This is a genomic window from Pseudomonas sp. GW821-FHT02A08 (genome assembly GCF_059422045.1).
The window spans coordinates 18,781-35,633 of record NZ_JBWKWD010000053.1; the positions used below are offsets into that span (position 1 = coordinate 18,781).

General features: G+C 60.9%; 18 protein-coding genes. 13 read left to right on the forward strand and 5 right to left on the reverse strand.

The genetic code is table 11. The features are described 5' to 3' along the window. The first annotated feature begins 10 nt into the window (after positions 1-10). From AC07W4_RS25945 to ppnP, 7 genes are all read left to right on the forward strand, one after another. Positions 11-880 carry an SDR family oxidoreductase gene (locus AC07W4_RS25945; protein WP_008049126.1) on the forward strand — a complete coding sequence of 290 codons (870 nt, stop codon included), beginning with the start codon at positions 11-13 and terminating at the stop codon, positions 878-880. 3 nt (positions 881-883) lie between these two features. Then, entirely contained in the window at positions 884-2,500 is a 1,617-nt protein-coding gene (atuC, locus tag AC07W4_RS25950; protein WP_495034476.1) for a geranyl-CoA carboxylase subunit beta, read from the forward strand. A gap of 24 nt (positions 2,501-2,524) precedes the next feature. Then, positions 2,525-3,682 carry a citronellyl-CoA dehydrogenase gene (atuD, locus tag AC07W4_RS25955; protein WP_008049124.1) on the forward strand — a complete coding sequence of 386 codons (1,158 nt, stop codon included), beginning with the start codon at positions 2,525-2,527 and terminating at the stop codon, positions 3,680-3,682. Further along, complete coding sequence (locus tag AC07W4_RS25960; RefSeq protein ID WP_495034477.1) at positions 3,679-4,476, forward strand: enoyl-CoA hydratase/isomerase family protein; 798 nt, start codon at positions 3,679-3,681, stop codon at positions 4,474-4,476. The genes atuD and AC07W4_RS25960 overlap by 4 nt, the downstream gene beginning before the upstream one ends. A 110-nt stretch (positions 4,477-4,586) precedes the next feature. After that, positions 4,587-6,548, forward strand: coding sequence for an acetyl/propionyl/methylcrotonyl-CoA carboxylase subunit alpha (locus tag AC07W4_RS25965; RefSeq protein WP_495034478.1), 1,962 nt, complete (start codon positions 4,587-4,589; stop codon positions 6,546-6,548). A 70-nt stretch (positions 6,549-6,618) separates the two neighbouring features. Further along, entirely contained in the window at positions 6,619-7,161 is a 543-nt protein-coding gene (locus AC07W4_RS25970; RefSeq protein WP_495034479.1) for a 3'-5' exonuclease, read from the forward strand. Positions 7,162-7,230: 69 nt separating this feature from the next. Beyond that, on the forward strand, positions 7,231-7,515 hold the full coding sequence (ppnP, locus tag AC07W4_RS25975; RefSeq protein WP_007940055.1) for a pyrimidine/purine nucleoside phosphorylase: 285 nt from the start codon (positions 7,231-7,233) through the stop codon (positions 7,513-7,515). A gap of 72 nt (positions 7,516-7,587) precedes the next feature. Here ppnP and AC07W4_RS25980 read toward each other — a convergent pair whose 3' ends face one another. After that, positions 7,588-8,394, reverse strand: a complete 807-nt coding sequence (locus AC07W4_RS25980) for an MOSC domain-containing protein (RefSeq protein WP_495034480.1) — start codon at positions 8,392-8,394, stop codon at positions 7,588-7,590. A gap of 189 nt (positions 8,395-8,583) precedes the next feature. After that, entirely contained in the window at positions 8,584-9,519 is a 936-nt protein-coding gene (locus AC07W4_RS25985) for a chemotaxis protein CheV (RefSeq protein WP_007973464.1), read from the reverse strand. A 463-nt stretch (positions 9,520-9,982) separates the two neighbouring features. On the opposite strand from AC07W4_RS25985, the gene AC07W4_RS25990 reads away from it, so the two are divergent. The 3 genes from AC07W4_RS25990 (at position 9,983) to AC07W4_RS26000 (ending at position 12,476) form a co-directional block, all read left to right on the forward strand. Next, positions 9,983-10,453: a hypothetical protein gene (locus AC07W4_RS25990; RefSeq protein WP_495034481.1), complete on the forward strand. Its 471-nt coding sequence runs from the start codon at positions 9,983-9,985 to the stop codon at positions 10,451-10,453. A 473-nt stretch (positions 10,454-10,926) separates the two neighbouring features. Beyond that, positions 10,927-11,820 carry a sensor histidine kinase gene (locus AC07W4_RS25995; protein ID WP_008049118.1) on the forward strand — a complete coding sequence of 298 codons (894 nt, stop codon included), beginning with the start codon at positions 10,927-10,929 and terminating at the stop codon, positions 11,818-11,820. Continuing rightward, positions 11,817-12,476, forward strand: coding sequence for a response regulator (locus AC07W4_RS26000; protein WP_032829568.1), 660 nt, complete (start codon positions 11,817-11,819; stop codon positions 12,474-12,476). Before AC07W4_RS25995 ends, AC07W4_RS26000 begins: the two co-directional genes overlap by 4 nt. Here AC07W4_RS26000 and yegS read toward each other — a convergent pair. Beyond that, on the reverse strand, positions 12,460-13,377 hold the full coding sequence (yegS, locus tag AC07W4_RS26005; RefSeq protein ID WP_495034482.1) for a lipid kinase YegS: 918 nt from the start codon (positions 13,375-13,377) through the stop codon (positions 12,460-12,462). The two genes, AC07W4_RS26000 and yegS, sit on opposite strands and share 17 nt — an antisense overlap. A gap of 210 nt (positions 13,378-13,587) precedes the next feature. On the opposite strand from yegS, the gene AC07W4_RS26010 reads away from it, so the two are divergent. Next, positions 13,588-13,902, forward strand: a complete 315-nt coding sequence (locus AC07W4_RS26010) for a hypothetical protein (RefSeq protein WP_495034483.1) — start codon at positions 13,588-13,590, stop codon at positions 13,900-13,902. A 64-nt stretch (positions 13,903-13,966) separates the two neighbouring features. Here AC07W4_RS26010 and AC07W4_RS26015 read toward each other — a convergent pair whose 3' ends face one another. Next, positions 13,967-15,154 carry a molybdopterin molybdotransferase MoeA gene (locus AC07W4_RS26015; protein ID WP_495034485.1) on the reverse strand — a complete coding sequence of 396 codons (1,188 nt, stop codon included), beginning with the start codon at positions 15,152-15,154 and terminating at the stop codon, positions 13,967-13,969. Between the two features lie 22 nt (positions 15,155-15,176). After that, entirely contained in the window at positions 15,177-15,716 is a 540-nt protein-coding gene (moaB, locus tag AC07W4_RS26020; protein WP_046040604.1) for a molybdenum cofactor biosynthesis protein B, read from the reverse strand. Positions 15,717-15,797: 81 nt separating this feature from the next. On the opposite strand from moaB, the gene mobA reads away from it, so the two are divergent. Together mobA and AC07W4_RS26030 are read left to right on the forward strand one after the other, a co-directional pair. Then, a complete protein-coding gene (gene mobA / locus AC07W4_RS26025) occupies positions 15,798-16,400 on the forward strand; it encodes a molybdenum cofactor guanylyltransferase MobA (protein ID WP_495034484.1) in 603 nt (200 codons plus the stop codon). 77 nt (positions 16,401-16,477) lie between these two features. Next, positions 16,478-16,699, forward strand: coding sequence for a YgdI/YgdR family lipoprotein (locus AC07W4_RS26030; protein WP_429370781.1), 222 nt, complete (start codon positions 16,478-16,480; stop codon positions 16,697-16,699). Positions 16,700-16,853: the final 154 nt, after the last annotated feature.

Below are 16,853 nucleotides of genomic sequence, written 5' to 3' on the forward strand. Positions count from 1 at the left end.
GATTGCCGCCATGGCCTACGATTCGATTTTCAAAGCCGATTTGTTTGCCGGCCAAAACATCATCGTCACCGGTGGCGGCAGTGGCATCGGCCGCTGCACCGCCCACGAACTGGCGGCCCTCGGCGCCCATGTGCTGCTGGTCGGGCGCAAGGCCGACAAGCTGAAAAACGTTGCGGCGGAGATCGCCGACGACGGCGGCAAGGCCGACTGGGCGGTTTGCGACATCCGCGAGGAGGAATCGGTGCAGCACCTGGTCAGCGAACTGATCCGCAAGCATGGTCCCATTCACGGTCTGGTCAACAACGCTGGCGGGCAGTACCCGTCGCCTTTGGCCTCGATCAATCAGAAGGGTTTCGAAACCGTGATGCGCACCAATCTGGTGGGCGGTTTCCTGATGGCCCGGGAAGTATTCAACCAGTCCATGAGCCAGCATGGCGGCGCCATCGTCAACATGCTCGCCGACATGTGGGGCGGCATGCCCGGCATGGGCCACTCCGGCGCGGCACGTTCGGGCATGGACAATCTGACCAAGACCGCCGCGTACGAATGGGGTCATGCCGGGGTGCGGGTCAACGCCGTGGCCCCGGGGTGGATAGCCTCCAGCGGCATGGACACCTACGAAGGCGCCTTCAAGGCCGTGATCCCGACCCTGCGCGAACATGTGCCGCTCAAGCGCATCGGCACCGAATCGGAGGTCAGCGCGGCGATTGTTTTCCTGCTCAGCCCGGCAGCGGCGTTCGTCAGTGGCAGCACCTTGCGCATCGACGGCGCCGCCAGCCTCGGCGGCCGCGCCTGGCCGATCCACAAGGCGACCAACAGCGAGTCGTACAACGGTTTCCACCGCGCCTACATACCCGACGTATTGAAGGACAAGGAATAACCCATGCCGGTGATTCAGTCGCAACTCGACCCCCACAGCGAGCCGTTCGCCCAGAACCGTGCGGCGATGCTGAGCGCCATCGAGCAAGTTCGCGTGCTCGAGCAGAACCTGCTGAACAAGGCTGCCGAAGCCAGGCCGAAGTTCGAAAAGCGCGGCCAGTTGCTGCCCCGGGAACGTCTCAACCTGCTGCTGGACCCTGGCGCGCCGTTTCTCGAACTGGCGAGCCTGGCCGGCTACAAGCTGCATGACGACAAGGATGGCAGCAGCGCCGGTGGCGGCTTGATTGCGGGCATCGGCTATGTGTCCGGCGTGCGCGTACTGGTGGTGGCGAACAATAGCGCGATCAGGGGCGGAACCATCTCCCCCAGCGGCTTGAAGAAATCCCTGCGCCTGCAACAGATCGCCATGGAAAACAAACTGCCGGTGATCACCCTTGCCGAAAGCGGCGGCGCCAACCTCAATTACGCGGCGGAAATTTTCGTCGAAGGCGCGCGCAGCTTTGCCAATCAGGCACGGATGTCGGCCATGGGGTTGCCGCAGGTCACCGTAGTGCACGGCTCTGCCACGGCGGGCGGTGCCTATCAGCCGGGGCTGTCGGATTACGTGGTGGTGGTGCGCGGCAAGGCCAAGCTGTTTCTCGCCGGCCCGCCGCTGCTCAAGGCCGCCACCGGCGAAGTCGCCACCGATGAAGAACTGGGCGGTGCCGAGATGCACGCACAAACCGCCGGCACCGCCGAATACCTGGCTGAAAACGATGCCGACGGCGTGCGTCAGGTACGCGAGATCGTCAGCCTGTTGCCATGGAACGAGCAGTTGCCCCCACTACCCGAACGTCGCTGGGAGGAACCGCTCTACCCCATCGACGAACTGCTGGGGCTGATCCCGGATGATCCGAAAAAGCCCTATGACGTGCGCGAAATCATCGCCCGTATTGCCGACGCTTCGAACTTTCTTGAATTCAAGGGCGAGTTCGATCAGCAGACTGTGTGCGGTCATCTGAAAATTCAGGGCCGCGCCTGTGGTTTCATCGGCAACAACGGCCCGATCACGCCCAAAGGTGCGAGCAAGGCCGCCCAGTTCATCCAGCTGTGCGACCAGAGCCAGACGCCGCTGCTGTTTTTCCACAACACCACCGGGTTCATGGTCGGTACCGAATCGGAACAGCAAGGCGTGATCAAGCACGGCGCGAAGATGATTCAGGCGGTGGCCAACGCCCGGGTGCCGAAGCTGACCATCGTCGTCGGTGGCTCCTACGGCGCGGGAAACTATGCAATGTGCGGTCGCGGCCTCGACCCGCGATTCATCTTCGCCTGGCCCAACAGCCGCACCGCCGTGATGGGTGGCGCCCAAGCGGGCAAAGTGCTGCGCATCGTCACCGAGGCCAAACAGGCCAAGGACGGCCTGGTGCCCGATCCGAAAATGCTCGACATGCTCGAACAGGTCACCGCGCAGAAACTCGACAGCCAGTCCACGGCGCTCTACGGCAGCGCCAATCTGTGGGACGACGGTTTGATCGACCCGCGCGATACCCGGACCTTGCTTGGTTATCTGCTGGATATCTGTCAAGAGGCCCAGGTGCGGCCATTGCAAGCCAACAGTTTTGGCGTAGCCCGGCTCTAGGCCGGCTCAAGGAGAACAATAAAAATGATCTTCACCCAGGAACACGAAGCACTGCGCCGCACCGTTCGCCAGTTCGTCGAGCACGAGATCAACCCCCACGTCGAGGAATGGGAAAAGGCCGGACGCTTCCCCATCCACGAAATCTTCCGCAAGGCCGGTGACCTCGGGTTGCTGGGTATTTCCAAACCGGAAAAATTCGGCGGCATGGGGCTCGACTACAGCTATTCGATCGTCGCCGCCGAAGAGTTCGGCACCATTCATTGCGGCGGCATTCCGATGTCCATCGGCGTGCAGACCGACATGTGCACGCCTGCGCTGGCACGGTTCGGCTCCGATGAGCTGCGCGAGGAATTCCTGCGCCCGGCCATCAGCGGCGAGCAGGTCGGCTGCATCGGTGTCTCCGAAGTCGGCGCAGGCTCTGATGTCGCCGGGCTGAAAACCACGGCGCGCAAGGACGGCGACGACTACGTGATCAACGGCAGCAAGATGTGGATCACCAACTCGCCCAGCGCCGACTTCATCTGCCTGTTGGCCAACACCTCGGACGACAAGCCGCACATCAATAAATCGCTGATCATGGTGCCGATGAACACGCCGGGTATCAGCCTGAGCTCCCACCTGGACAAGCTCGGCATGCGCAGTTCGGAAACCGCCCAGGTGTTTTTCGACAATGTACGCGTGCCGCAGCGCAACCGCATCGGCCATGAAGGCGCGGGGTTCATGATGCAGATGCTGCAGTTCCAGGAAGAACGCCTGTTCGGCGCGGCCAACATGATCAAGGGCCTGGAGTACTGCGTCGACAGCACCATCGAATACTGCAAGGAGCGCAAAACCTTCGGCAACGCGCTGATCGACAATCAGGTGATCCACTTCCGCCTGGCTGAACTGCAAACCGAAATCGAATGCCTGCGGGCGCTGGTCTATCAGGCCACCGAGCAATACATCAAAGGCCAGGACGTCACGCGCCTGGCCTCCATGGCCAAGCTCAAGGCCGGGCGGCTGGGCCGCGAAGTCAGTGATAGCTGCCTGCAATACTGGGGCGGTATGGGCTTCATGTGGGACAACCCGGTGGCCCGGGCTTACCGCGATGTACGGCTGGTGTCGATCGGCGGTGGCGCCGACGAAATCATGCTGGGGATCATCTGCAAACTCATGGGTATTCTGCCGGGGAAAAAGAAATGAACAACCTGCCGGTTTGCCAGACCTTGCTGCTGGAACTGCACAACGGCGTGTTGCACATCACCCTCAACCGCCCGGAATGCCGTAACGCGATGAGCCTGCAGATGGTTTCCGAGTTGCGCGCTGTGCTGGCTGCAGTACGCGATAAACCCGGGGTTCGCGCACTGGTGATCGGCGGCGTCGGCGGGCACTTCTGTGCCGGTGGCGACATCAAGGACATGGCCAACGCCCGCGCTCAAGGCTCGACTGCGCACCGGGATCTGAACCGGGTGTTCGGCGCGCTGTTGCAAGAGGTGCAACACGCACCGCAAGTGGTGATCACGGTGCTGCAGGGTGCGGTGCTCGGCGCAGGTCTCGGACTGGCCTGCGTCAGCGATATCGCCCTGGCCGATCACCAGGCGCAATTCGGCCTGCCGGAAACCAGCCTCGGCCTGTTGCCGGCGCAGATCGCGCCGTTCGTGGTGCAGCGCATCGGCTTGACCCAGGCCCGGCGCCTGGCCCTGACGGCGGCGCGTTTCGATGGTACCCAGGCGCGGCGCATGGGGTTGGTGCATTTTGTCGAGCACGATCCGCAGGCCCTGGCCGAACGCCTAGATGAGGTGTTGGCCCATGTGTTGTGTTGTGCGCCAGAGGCGAATGCAATGACCAAGAAACTCTTGCTGGCCAGTGCCGGACAGCCGTCGGATGCCCTGCTGGATCAAGCGGCGCAATGGTTCAGCGAAGCGGTGACCGGAGCCGAAGGCGTCGAGGGAACGATGGCCTTCGTGCAAAAACGCAAACCGGGCTGGGCCTCCTGAAAAGCTTCGCTGGCAAGCCAGCTCCCACACTGGAATGCATTTCAAATGTGGGAGCGGGCTTGCTCGCGAAGAGGCCCGACCAGACACCGCAAAAACCAGAGAGCCAACCCATGCCCGGACTCAAGAAAATCCTCATCGCCAACCGCGGTGAAATCGCCTGCCGCATCCAGCGCACGGTCCAGGCGCTGGGTTATCGCACGGTCGCCGTGTTCAGCGATGCCGACACCGATGCGCTGCACGTGCGGATGGCCGACGAGTCGGTCAAGCTCGGTCCTGCCCCGGTGCAACAGTCTTACCTGAACATCCCGGCCATCCTCGACGCAGCCCGGCGTACAGGCGCGGATGCGATCCATCCGGGCTACGGCTTCCTCTCGGAAAACGCCGGGTTTGCCCTCGCGTGCAGGGATGCCGGCATCACCTTCATCGGCCCCAGCCCCGAGGCCATCGAACTGATGGGCAGCAAGCGCCTGTCGAAGATCGCCATGATCGAAGCCGGTGTGCCGTGCATCAACGGCTATCAAGGCGCCGGGCAGGACGACGCCACCCTGAGCCGCGAGGCCGAGCGCATCGGCTATCCATTGATGATCAAGGCCAGCGCCGGCGGCGGTGGACGCGGCATGCGCCTGGTACACGACGCCAGCGACTTGCTGGAACAGATTCGCACCGCGCGCTCCGAAGCCCTGAACGGTTTTGGCAGCGGCGAACTGATTCTCGAACAGGCACTGGTCGAACCCCGTCACGTCGAGATCCAGTTGTTCGGTGACCGGCATGGCAACCTGATTTACCTCGGCGAACGCGATTGCTCGGTGCAGCGCCGGCATCAGAAAGTCATCGAGGAAGCGCCCTGCCCGGTGATGACCGCCGAGCTGCGCCAGGCCATGGGCGAAGCGGCGCTCAAGGCCGGGCGAGCGGTGAAGTACGTCGGCGCGGGCACCGTGGAGTTTTTGCTGGATGCGCGCGGGCAGTTCTATTTCCTGGAGATGAACACCCGGCTGCAAGTGGAGCACCCGGTGACCGAACTGATCACCGGGCTGGACCTGGTGGCCTGGCAACTGAACATCGCAGAAGGGCAACCGCTGCCCTTGCGCCAGGATCAGGTGCAACTCACCGGCCATGCCATGGAAGTGCGCCTGTATGCCGAAGACCCGGCCCAGGGTTTCCTGCCGCAAACAGGGCGCGTCGTGGCCTGGGAGCCGGCATTGCAGGACGGCGTACGGATCGACCACGGCCTGGTCGAAGGCCAGCTCATCAGTCCTTTCTACGACCCGATGCTCGGCAAGCTCATCGCCCACGGTGCCACCCGCGAAGAAGCCAGGCGCAAATTGCTGCGGGCGGTACAAGACAGCGTGCTGCTGGGGCTGCAAAGCAATCAACGCCTGCTTGCCAGCCTGCTGGAACACCCGCAGTTCGCCAGCGGTGATTTCAGCACCGGGTTCATCCCGCAGCATTTCGCCGACCACCCCTGCATGCATCGTGCCCCCCCTGGTGCGCACCACTTGGCCATCGCCACCGCCCTGTTTTATCAGGCGGCGGCACAGGCTCACCCGGCCCCTCTTGCCGGTTGGCGCAACAATGCCAGCGTGCCGCTGCACTATCGCATCGGCCTTGAGGATCAGGACTGGCCGGTGGCGTTGCAGGCGATCCCGGGCGAGCCGTTGCGCATTCAGGTCGCCGGGCGCAGCCTCGAACTGAAGATCATCCACAGCGACGGACGCCGGGCCACCCTGGAAATCGAAGGCGTTCGCCAACGCCACGCTTATCGCCTGGAGGCCGGGCGTCTCTGGTTGTTTACCCGGCCGGGCAGCCTGCAGTTCGTGGATCGCACTCAGGCGCAGGTTACCGGCCAGGCCAGCGTCAGCTCCGGCACCCTCAAGGCCCCGATGGACGGGGCGATTGTCGACGTCCTGGTCAATGAAGGCAGCCGGGTGACCAAGGGCCAACTGCTGGTGGTGCTGGAGGCGATGAAAATGGAGCACCCATTGAAATCGGGCGTCGACGGTGTTCTCAAACGCTTGCAAGTCAAAGTCGGGGATCAAGTGAAAAACCGGCAGATTCTTTTGGAGGTCGAATAAGCCGCTAGGCGGAACTGTCGGGTTTGGCTACGCTCAAACCCTACAGGACGCGGATACCAGGAACCCTGCAATGCCTCATTGGCTGGTCATTGATCTGGAGGCCACCACCGATGAAGGGGGTTGGCCCGTAACGGATATGGAAATCATCGAAATCGGCGCCACTCTGGTAGACCGCAAGGGACGCGAACTGGACCACTTCCAGCGCTTCGTCCGCCCTGTGCGGCGGCCGTTACTGACGCCGTTTTGCCGCGAGCTGACGCACATCACCCAAGCCAACATCGATGCCGCGCAACCGCTGGGCGAAGTCTGGCCGGCGTTTGAACGCTGGCTCGGCCATCACCACACGCGACTGGAAGGCTGGGTCAGTTGGGGCGATTACGATCGCAAACAACTGCTTCAGGAATGGCAGCGCCTGGAACTCGCCAGCGTGCTGGCCAACGTGCCGCACATGAACCTCAAGCAGCGCTTTGCCAAGGCCAGGCGCCTGGAACGCCCGCTGGGGCTCAACGGCGCCCTGCAACTGGCCGGCCTGCAGTTCACCGGCCAGCAACACCGGGCGCTGGAAGATGCGCGCAATACCGCACGCCTGCTGCCGCTGGTTCTTCCGCTCTAGACAGGTGACGACTCCCGGGGCCTTGTGCATACTGGCCGGCCCTTTTTAGCCCTTTTCGAGGAATCGCCCATGTTTAAAGTCAACGAGTACTTCGACGGCACCGTCAAGTCGATCGCCTTTGGCACCGCAGAAGGTCCAGCGACCATCGGCGTCATGGCTCCGGGCGAGTACGAATTCGGCACCAGCCAGCGTGAAATCATGCACGTGGTCAGCGGTGCACTGACCGTCAAGCTGCCAGACAGCAGCGACTGGGAAACCTTCGCCGCCGGCAGCCAGTTCAACGTGCCGGCCAACAGCAAGTTCCAGCTGAAAGTCGCCGTCGACACCGCTTACCTGTGCGAATACCGCGGCTAAACCCGCCGGACTTCAGCGCAATAAAAAATGCCCGTGTTTTTTCGACACGGGCATTTTTTATTCTGCGCAACGTTACTCGAGGATCTCCACCGGCATGCCGACTTCGAGTCGACCGTAGCCGTCGTTGACCAGGTTCTGGCCGAACATTGCACCGTCCGCCTGGGAGCGGTATTTCTGCAAGGTGGCCAGGGGTTCGCGGTCTTCGCTGCGCTCCCCGGTCTGCGGGTCGATGGTGGTCAGGATGCAGCGTGAGCAGGACTTGACCACGCGGAACTCGACCTCGCCGATACGGATACGCTTCCAGCCGTCCTCGGCGAACGCTGCACTGCCTTCGATCACCAGGTTCGGCCGGAAACGCAGCATCTCCAACGGACGCCCGACCCGTTGCGACAAGTCCTCGAGGGAGGCCTGGCCAATCAGCAACAGCGGATAACCGTCGGCGAACGCCACCTGGTCGTCATCCTTGCCGTAGCCGGCCTCCGTCATCCGCGCCCGATCCAGCGGCACTTGCACCAGGCGTGTCGGCTTTCCAATGAACTGGCTGACCCAGGCTCCGGCTGCATCGCCTGCATCGGGGACTCGCAAGGTATCGCGCCAGATCGTCACGCCACGCAGTTCTGCATCGTTGCCGGGCAAGGCTACGTCGATCGGCGAATGGCCAGGCGCGCTGAGAGTCAAGCCACCCTCGGCATTCCACAACGCCGACAACTGGCTCATCTGCGCCACCGCACGCTGGGTCAGGAAACGACCGCTGGCTTCATCCACCAGCATCCAGCGGCGATCGCCGTCCAGACCGAGTTTATCGAGACTGCTTTGTTGCAGCGTCTCGCCCTTGGCGGACTTCAACGGATAACGATACAGCGCGCTCAGACGCAACATAGCCAGCTCCCTGTCAGGCAAAACGTCACCCTATACGAGCTTGATGATCGAATCAAAGACTGACAATCAGACACCGCAAACCTGTGGGAGCGGGCTTGCTCGCGAAGGCGGTGTGTCAGTCGATAACAATGCCAACTGTCACACCGCCTTCGCGAGCAAGCCCGCTCCCACAGGTTGTGCAGGCCCCTCTTAGGCCGGCACTTCGTCAAGCATCAGACGCTGGCGCACCACGTCGACGAGTTTGTCCGGCTGGAACTTGGAAAGGAAATTGTCGCAGCCGACCTTTTTCACCATCGAGTCGTTGAAGCTGCCGGACAGCGAGGTGTGCAGCACCACGTACAAACCGCGCAGGCGCGGGTCGTTGCGAATCTCGGTGGTCAGGCGATAACCATCCATTTCCGGCATTTCCGCATCGGTGAAGACCATCAGCAGTTTTTCGGTCATGTCCACGCCGGTATCGGCCCAGGCCTTGAGCATGTTCAAGGCCTTCAACCCATCGCTGGCGATGTGCATCTTCACGCCCAGTTGCCCAAGGGTATCGCGCAATTGCGCCAGGGCCACGTTGGAGTCGTCCACCAGTAGCACCTCACGGCCACGGGCCCGCTCCAGCACCGGATCTTCGAGCTTGTCGCGGGAGACCTTGGCGTTGTACGGGACGATTTCGGCCAGGACCTTTTCGACGTCGATGATTTCCACCAGTTGGTCATCGACCTTGCTGATGGCTGTCAAGTAGTGCTGGCGGCCGGCGCTGCTCGGGGGCGGCAGGATGGCTTCCCAGTTCATGTTGACGATCCGGTCCACGCCACCGACCAGGAAAGCCTGAACCGAACGGTTGTATTCGGTGACGATAATCGTGCTGCCAGGCCCCGGCACCAACGGGCGCATGCCAATGGCCTGGGACAGATCGATCACCGGCAGGGTCTGGCCACGCAGGTTGACCACGCCGCACACAAAGGGATGGCGCTGTGGCATCAGTGTCAACTTTGGCAGTTGGAGGACTTCCTGTACTTTAAAGACGTTGATCGCGAACAATTGCCGTCCGGCGAGCCGGAACATGAGAATTTCCAGGCGATTCTCACCCACCAGTTGCGTGCGTTGGTCTACCGTGTCGAGAATGCCGGCCATCAATGACTCCAGGTCTTGTTCGGATGAATTCACTTAAGGAAGGTTATCGGCTGTTTTTGCCGAAGCTTGACCCTCTCTAAAATGCCACGCCCGGCCATTGATGTCACATTAACATCATGCTTTACTGGCGCCGTGATTACATCTGCTGCACTTCTACGCCACGCGACCCTGGTTCTCGCGAAAGGTTCCCCTGCGTAAGGGATTCCCCTACCAACAATCAGGTGCAACCTGATATTCGCAATATCCAATAGCCATTAATGTGACGCCATTCTCATTGCATGAACGGAGTCAGGCTTTTGTGTGCGATCGCAAGTCAGTGGCCAACCACCTTCTCGTGTTCCCCTGCCTGCTTCCGGGCCAGCCGCAGTTGGTTGACCCGACGACTCGGCAATGCCGGGGTTCCGACCGCCCTCGTCGACACACACGATATCCCCTCATTTGACATGACGTTGTGGAGATAAGTATGCCGAACGACCATAAAGAGTGGGCCCAGCGGCTCCCGGAGTTTCTTGTCGAGGCTGAAAAACTCCTGGCTAAAACCGAGGAATGCCTGAGTCATCTGCAGCTGATCCGCAATGACAAGGACGCCATCGACTGCATGCTCAGCACATTGCTCAAGCTGGCCAACAAGGCCGATACCCTGGCGTTGGCAGCCGTGTCTGAATTCTCTCTGCATATTCATGGCCTGCTCAATCATGCTCAGAACACCATGAGCCTGCACGACGAGGCGCTCAGTGCCCTGAAAGACTGCCTGACCCTGATTGCCTGGCAACTCGAACTCATCGACCAGACCACCGGACAACTCAGTCTCGACGACAGCGAGCAGGCCACCCTGATAGAAGCCTTTGCCTTCCAGGTAGGGCAAAGCCGGTTTCAACCACCGGTCAACGCCAGGCCTTTCACCCTCGTCTCCTATTCGGAGCGACAGGCCTGAACCTGTCAAAGCATGCCGCATGGCATGTTCCGCTAATCAATACCGCGCTATAACTTGAGTGCGCACATGTCGCAAATGAATATCTCATAGCTGTAAGCGACATCTTTTTAACAACCACTCTTGCCCATCGACAATTGCGCGCCTGCCTTGACCCGGGTATTGCCTGATATCAACAAAACCCGGGGTAATCGGCATTTTGCGACGGCAACAACCAACTTGTTCCATTATGGAATCATCGTCCAGACGACTGGACTCCTGACTTTTCGGACATATATACGGACGCGACCAACGGTATCTTAAGTGCTACTATGCCGCCTGTTAGTTGACGCCAATTAATGGCAGTGTGAATTGCAGCCGGATACAGTTCGCTGCAGTTCGCAGCTGAACTCGTCGGCGCTCCACATAAAAAACAGGGGCCTGTCAGCCAGCATGACCGGTCAGCCCGCAGCGAACATCCATTGGCTCCATCCGCTATGCACGCCAGCCTCAAGTCAATCGCCAAGTGGCCACCCTCCCGGGAAAATGCACGCACATTTACGCTGTCGCTATGCGCCTGCTCGACCCTCGGCAGTCTACTGGCCTATGGCTTGTCCATGCCGTTGCCCCTGTCTTTGCTGGTGCTCAACGTTGCGACGCTGACCAGTGTTGCCGTGCAGTACTGCCTCTCGCGCAAATCGATCAAATTCCAGCCCCAGGAACTGGCCGACCGACTGTTGCAGGTCCAGGAAAACGAGCGTCACCGATTGAGCCGCGAACTGCATGACGACATCGGTCAATTGCTGACCGCCGCCAAACTGCAAAGTGACTGGCTCAAACGCCGGATGCCCGAAGAGCTCCAGGGACAATGCGCGGTCCTCTGCGACACGCTGGAAGAAACCCTGGCCAAGGTTCGTGACGTATCCGCCATTCTCAATCCCCGGCAGTTGACCAGCCTTGGGCTGGAAGCCAGTCTGCGGGCGCACCTGCTCAAGACCCTGGCCAACACCCCGGTGCACTGGAGCCTGGAATGCCAGCAGCGCCTGACCGGTATACCGGAGGAAATGGCCGTGGCAGCTTTCCGTATCACCCAGGAAGCGGTCACCAACATCCTGCGACATGCCCAGGCCAAGAACCTGCTAGTGTGCCTGCAGCGCCTGCCCCAAGGCCTGAAGTTGCAGATCAGCGACGATGGTCAGGGCTTCGCCCCCGCAACAGACCCCGGTCGTGAAGGGCAGCGCGGAATGGCCGGGATGTCGGAACGGATCGATCAACTGGGCGGCACACTGACCGTGACCAGCGAGCCGGGCAAAGGCACTCAAATCGAAGCTCTTTTTCCCTGGGCGCCCCGTGCGCTCGAACGGGCCAGTTCGAATAAGGTTATGCATTGACTTGTAATTTACTACTGGTGGATGACCACTCGCTGATCAGGGCTGGCGTGCGCGCCCTGGTAATGGATCTGCCCGGCTATGCCGTCATCGGTGAGGCCAGTGACGGCTCGCAGCTGCTCGAAATGGTCGGGCATCTGTCCCCGGATATTGTCCTGCTGGATATTTCGATGCGCCAGACCGGCGGCCTCGAAGCCCTGCAGCAGCTCAAGCGAGTGCGCCCGCAGAGCAAGGTGCTGATCCTCTCGATGCACACCGACCCGGCCCTGATCATGCAGGCGCTGGAATCCGGAGCCCATGGCTACCTGCTCAAGGACACCACGGCGACTGAACTCGAACACGCACTGGAGGCCTTGCGCAACAACGAGCGCTATCTGAGCCCGGCCATTGCCCATACCGTGATTAACCAGGCGCTGACCCGAAACCAGAAGCACCAGGCCGAACCCGCCGACTCGCACAACCTGACGGCACGTCAGCTGGAAATCCTGCGGTTGATCGTTCGCGGAAAATCCACCCGAGAGATCGCCAACGGCCTGGGGCTGAGCGTCAAGACCGTCGAAACTCACCGCTCGCAGGTCATGAAGCGCTTGCAGATCTACGATGTGGCAGGCCTCGTGCTATTTGCCGTGCGTGAACAAATCATCAGCCTCGATGACTAGGTACTTCGCTGGCCCGTAACAGCGGCGAACCCTCGGGCAGATGCACGAGTAACGCCGCCGGGCGCACCGAGAAACGCAGGTTGTCCCCTTCCAGCGGCTCGCCATCAAGGTTGATGCAAAGCCCTTCCGAAACCTTGATCTCGACCCAGGGCAGGCGCGCCCGGACAAACATGCTGTCGATGCCAAAACCTTCGGTCAGCAGGTTTTTCAAGGTCCCGACCACCTCCTGCGGTGCCGGCAGGATGCTGACATCCAGCAAACCGTCATCAACCAGTGCCTGCGGGCACAACGCCCGCCCACCGCCGGCCTGCCGGCCATTGCCGATGCCCAGTGCCAGCAGGTCGCCACTCCAGTGAAAATCCGGCCCCTGCAATTCACCGTAGGCGGTATGCAGCTCATTGAAGCGTGAGAGGCCAGTGAACAGGTACGCCGCACCGCCGAGGATTTTCTTCAGATCCTCCGGCGTGTTCGCCGTGACATGACTGCCGAACCCACCGGTCGCCATATTCAGGAATATCTGCCCGTCGACCTCCCCCAGATCAATGGCGGTCGGCACGCGATCAAGCAGCTCCAGCGCCTGATCTGGCTCCAGGGGCACACCCGCCGCACGCGCAAAATCATTGGCGGTACCTAGCGGCATCAATACCAGGCTGGCCTTTTCTGGATGCTCAGCCATGGCTTCGGCAATATCGCGCAAGGTGCCATCGCCACCACCGGCAATGATGTATCGATACCCGGCCGCCAGCGCTTCGCCCACCAGCCTCTGCGCATCGCCGGCTTCCCAGGTCATCCGAACAGCCAGTTCCCAACCTCGCTCACGCCGTTTTTCGACGGCGGTGCGAACCGCTTCGTTGAGCGCTTGCTTGCCATGCAGAATCAATAGCGCCTTGCGATCGCTCATCACTTCACTCCCCGTTTGAACGGCATCTGGGAGATGTTGACCGCGAAGGCTCCGGTAAAAGTCGCAAGAAATCGAATTATTTGCAGCCGAAAAAGTCTTGGTCCTCACACAACAGGACTTTTCTTACAAAACATGAGGAATCGGCTCAATTGACCGGAAATCTGAATTGATAGATTTTTGGGCGACAGCTGGATATCACAAGGACGTGCCATGCAACGCCAAAACCTCGCGTCACCGGCCATTTCGGTCTTGCCGCTCACAGACAAAAAAAATGCAGGCCATCGAGCTGAATGCCGCAACAGCACAAAAGCCACGGGAGAAGTTGATATGGAACCTCGCGTCATCGAGCTGGAAACACACCTCAAGTGCATACGCAGGGACATGGAAGAAGCCCGGGATGACGTCAAATCCATCAAGCACCGGCTTGTCTATTCCGCCTGCGGAACAGCCGTGATCCTCGGCCTCCTTGGCTGGATCGCCAATAGCCGTTTCGAGCAGGTCATTTCATTGCTTCTGGCGCATTGAGTGGCCAACCACGCAAGACCCGGTTCAATCAACCGGGTCTTGCGTGACAAAGCCGCCGAAGCTATCAGCCCAGGACTTCGCTCAGCGGAATGAAGAAAACGCTATCGCCCTGAACCAGCGTGCGACCTTCCAGGACCTCTACCAGTCCATCAGCCCAGGCAGCGCTGCGCAGCACACCGGAACTCTGGTTTTTGTAGATCGTCGCCCTGCCGTTTTCCAGCCGTCCGCGCAAATACTCACGCCGATTGCCAGGCTGGAGCCAGTCAAACCCCGCCGGCACCTGCACCTTCAGCGGCTCTACGTCTTGCACACCCTGACGGCGCAGGAGATAGGGCCGGGTCAACAAGGCAAATGTCACGAGAGTCGATGCCGGATTGCCCGGCAAGCCGATCACCGGCACACCGCGAAAATGCCCGAACGTCAGCGGTTTACCGGGCTTGATGGCGAGTTTCCACAGCGTCAATTCGCCCTCTTCGCGCAAGGCGATGCCCAGAAAATCGGCTTCCCCCACCGATACGCCACCGGTCGAGAGGATCAGGTCGACATCCTTCAACTCACCCAATCGGGAGCGAGTGGTTTCCAGATTGTCCGGCAGAATTCCCGCGTCGACGACCTCACACCCCAAACGCTGCAACCAGCTACACAACAACACCCGGTTGCTGTTGTAGATCTGTCCCGGCCCCAGCGTCTGCCCTGGCTCAATCAACTCGTCGCCGGTAGACAGCACCGCCACGCGCACCTTGCGAACCACTTCCAGCTCAGCGCATCCCAAGGAGGCAGCCAATCCTTGCTCGATCGGTCCCAGCCGCGTACCTGCCGGCAGAATCAACTCGCCGACGGTGGTTTCCTGGCCTTGTGGGCGAATGTTCTGGCCTTGGGTCAAGGTTTGAGTGAAACGTACTCGCTCATCGGCCAGAACCTCGGCGTTTTCCTGCATCTCGACGCAATCGGCACCGGCGGGAACAGGCGCGCCGGTGAAAATGCGCGCACAGGTTCCCGGCTGCAACGGATCGGGGGCCTGACCGGCAAACACCTTCTGACTGACCAGCAACGGCTCTCCCGCCCAGTCAGCCATGCGCAAGGCATAACCGTCCATGGCGCTGTTGGGCCAGGGCGGCAGATCGAGCGTCGACACCAGATCTTCAGCCAGCACACGCCCTTGTACCTGCGCCAACGGCAAGCGTTCACGCTCGACAATCCTCGAGGCCTCGGCCATTTCCAGCAAGCGCGCCAACGCCTGCTCGACAGGCATCAGGCTGCCGGACTTGCCAGGCTTACCCACGGGATTCACAAGGCGCGGCCTGTTTCAAATGAGGCACGAAATTGCACGGCCGATGCCGCGAATCCAGCTGCTCGGCCAGTATGCCGTCCCAAGCGGTGCGCACGGCATTGGTCGAGCCCGGCAAGCAGCAAACCAGCGTGCCGTTGGCCAGGCCGGCCAACGCCCGGGACTGAACGGTCGAGGTGCCGATATCGGCAACCGAGATCTGGCGGAACAGCTCACCAAATCCATCGACTTGTTTGTCCAGCAGGCAACCGACGGCTTCCGGCGTGCTGTCGCGCCCGGTAAAACCGGTGCCGCCGGTGATCAGCACCACCTGCACGACATCGTCGGCAATCCAGTTGGCGACTTGCGCGCGAATTTTGTAGAGATCATCTTTGAGCAACACCCGGGCGGCCAGATAATGACCGGCAGCGGTCAAGCCGTCGACAAAGGCCTGACCTGAGGTGTCGGTTTCCAGTGTGCGGGTATCGCTGACCGTCAGCACTGCAATATTCAGCGGTGCGAAAGGTACATCAGCCTTGGCTTTCATAGGCTCGTCCAGTTGTAGGAGAAACAGCCCGGTGTTATATCACAGCGCTCCGTTTTTTCGCCGCCCCCATGGAGGCCTGCCATGACCACGAATTCACAATTGCCACCCTGCTCCATTCTGCTCCTGGCGGGCGGCCGCGGCCAACGCATGGGGGGGCGGGACAAAGGGTTGCTGGACTGGCGCGGCGAACCGCTGATTGCTCACTTGCATCGCAAGACCCGCCCGCTGACCGATGACCTGATCATCTCCTGCAATCGAAACCTTGAGAAGTATGCCCCCTACGCCGACCAGTTGGTCCACGATGATGAAGGTGACTTCCCCGGGCCACTGGCCGGTATTCGCGCAGGCCTGAAAGCTGCTCGCCATAGCCATCTGCTGGTCATGCCGTGTGACGTTCCGGGCATCGATGCCGCGCTGATCGGCACTATGCGCGAGGCCGCCAACCAGCATCCGGACAAGCCGTTGATGGTGCGGCATGATGACCACTGGGAGCCGTTGTTGTGTGTGATTCCCGTGCTACACAGGGCAGCATTCGAGAATGCCTGGAGCGAGGGTGAGCGCAGCCCTGGCCGGTTGATGCGCAAGCTCGGCGCGACCGCGCTGCAATGCCCGGACAACGACCCTCGGCTGGCAAATCTCAACACGCCGGAACTTTTAAGCGGTCATGACACTGTGTCAGACTGATATTGATCAGGAACTTGCGTGGACGGTGCACGTCTCAAGTTCAGCAACCAAAGAATTCTTTTTCGGAGACACAACTCATGACTCAACGGACCCTCGCCACTTTCATGCTCGCACTGGGCCTTGCCACCCTCGCCGGTTGCGCATCGCCTACAGTGATCACCTTGAATGACGGTCGAGAAATCCAGGCCGTCGACACGCCACGGTTCGACAAGGATTCCGGTTTCTACGAATTCGAACAGCTCGACGGCAAACAGACCCGCATCAACAAAGACCAGGTTCGGACCGTCAAGGAGCTGTAACCCTGGCGCCGCCGGATACACAAAAGCCCGCTTGATGCGGGCTTTTTCATGCCTGAAGAACAGCGCTTCAGGGTAATTTTCAGCCGCGACACCCTTTGTAGCAGCTGCCGAGCCCGCGAGGCTGCGTTCGGCTGCGAAGCAGTCGTGAGTCCAG

What these genes read in the sequence shown, in the direction of transcription:
- atuD (WP_008049124.1), top strand. Translation starts at nt 2,525, where the DNA reads ATGATCTTCACCCAGGAACACGAAGCACTGCGCCGCACCGTTCGCCAG.
- AC07W4_RS25980 (WP_495034480.1), bottom strand. Translation starts at nt 8,394, where the DNA reads ATGTTGCGTCTGAGCGCGCTGTATCGTTATCCGTTGAAGTCCGCCAAG.
- ppnP (WP_007940055.1), top strand. Translation starts at nt 7,231, where the DNA reads ATGTTTAAAGTCAACGAGTACTTCGACGGCACCGTCAAGTCGATCGCC.
- AC07W4_RS25945 (WP_008049126.1), top strand. Translation starts at nt 11, where the DNA reads ATGGCCTACGATTCGATTTTCAAAGCCGATTTGTTTGCCGGCCAAAAC.
- AC07W4_RS25990 (WP_495034481.1), top strand. Translation starts at nt 9,983, where the DNA reads ATGCCGAACGACCATAAAGAGTGGGCCCAGCGGCTCCCGGAGTTTCTT.
- AC07W4_RS26030 (WP_429370781.1), top strand. Translation starts at nt 16,478, where the DNA reads ATGACTCAACGGACCCTCGCCACTTTCATGCTCGCACTGGGCCTTGCC.
- AC07W4_RS25970 (WP_495034479.1), top strand. Translation starts at nt 6,619, where the DNA reads ATGCCTCATTGGCTGGTCATTGATCTGGAGGCCACCACCGATGAAGGG.
- AC07W4_RS25965 (WP_495034478.1), top strand. Translation starts at nt 4,587, where the DNA reads ATGCCCGGACTCAAGAAAATCCTCATCGCCAACCGCGGTGAAATCGCC.
- AC07W4_RS25960 (WP_495034477.1), top strand. Translation starts at nt 3,679, where the DNA reads ATGAACAACCTGCCGGTTTGCCAGACCTTGCTGCTGGAACTGCACAAC.
- AC07W4_RS26010 (WP_495034483.1), top strand. Translation starts at nt 13,588, where the DNA reads ATGCAACGCCAAAACCTCGCGTCACCGGCCATTTCGGTCTTGCCGCTC.
- yegS (WP_495034482.1), bottom strand. Translation starts at nt 13,377, where the DNA reads ATGAGCGATCGCAAGGCGCTATTGATTCTGCATGGCAAGCAAGCGCTC.
- AC07W4_RS25995 (WP_008049118.1), top strand. Translation starts at nt 10,927, where the DNA reads ATGCACGCCAGCCTCAAGTCAATCGCCAAGTGGCCACCCTCCCGGGAA.
- mobA (WP_495034484.1), top strand. Translation starts at nt 15,798, where the DNA reads ATGACCACGAATTCACAATTGCCACCCTGCTCCATTCTGCTCCTGGCG.
- AC07W4_RS26015 (WP_495034485.1), bottom strand. Translation starts at nt 15,154, where the DNA reads ATGCCTGTCGAGCAGGCGTTGGCGCGCTTGCTGGAAATGGCCGAGGCC.
- atuC (WP_495034476.1), top strand. Translation starts at nt 884, where the DNA reads ATGCCGGTGATTCAGTCGCAACTCGACCCCCACAGCGAGCCGTTCGCC.
- AC07W4_RS25985 (WP_007973464.1), bottom strand. Translation starts at nt 9,519, where the DNA reads ATGGCCGGCATTCTCGACACGGTAGACCAACGCACGCAACTGGTGGGT.
- moaB (WP_046040604.1), bottom strand. Translation starts at nt 15,716, where the DNA reads ATGAAAGCCAAGGCTGATGTACCTTTCGCACCGCTGAATATTGCAGTG.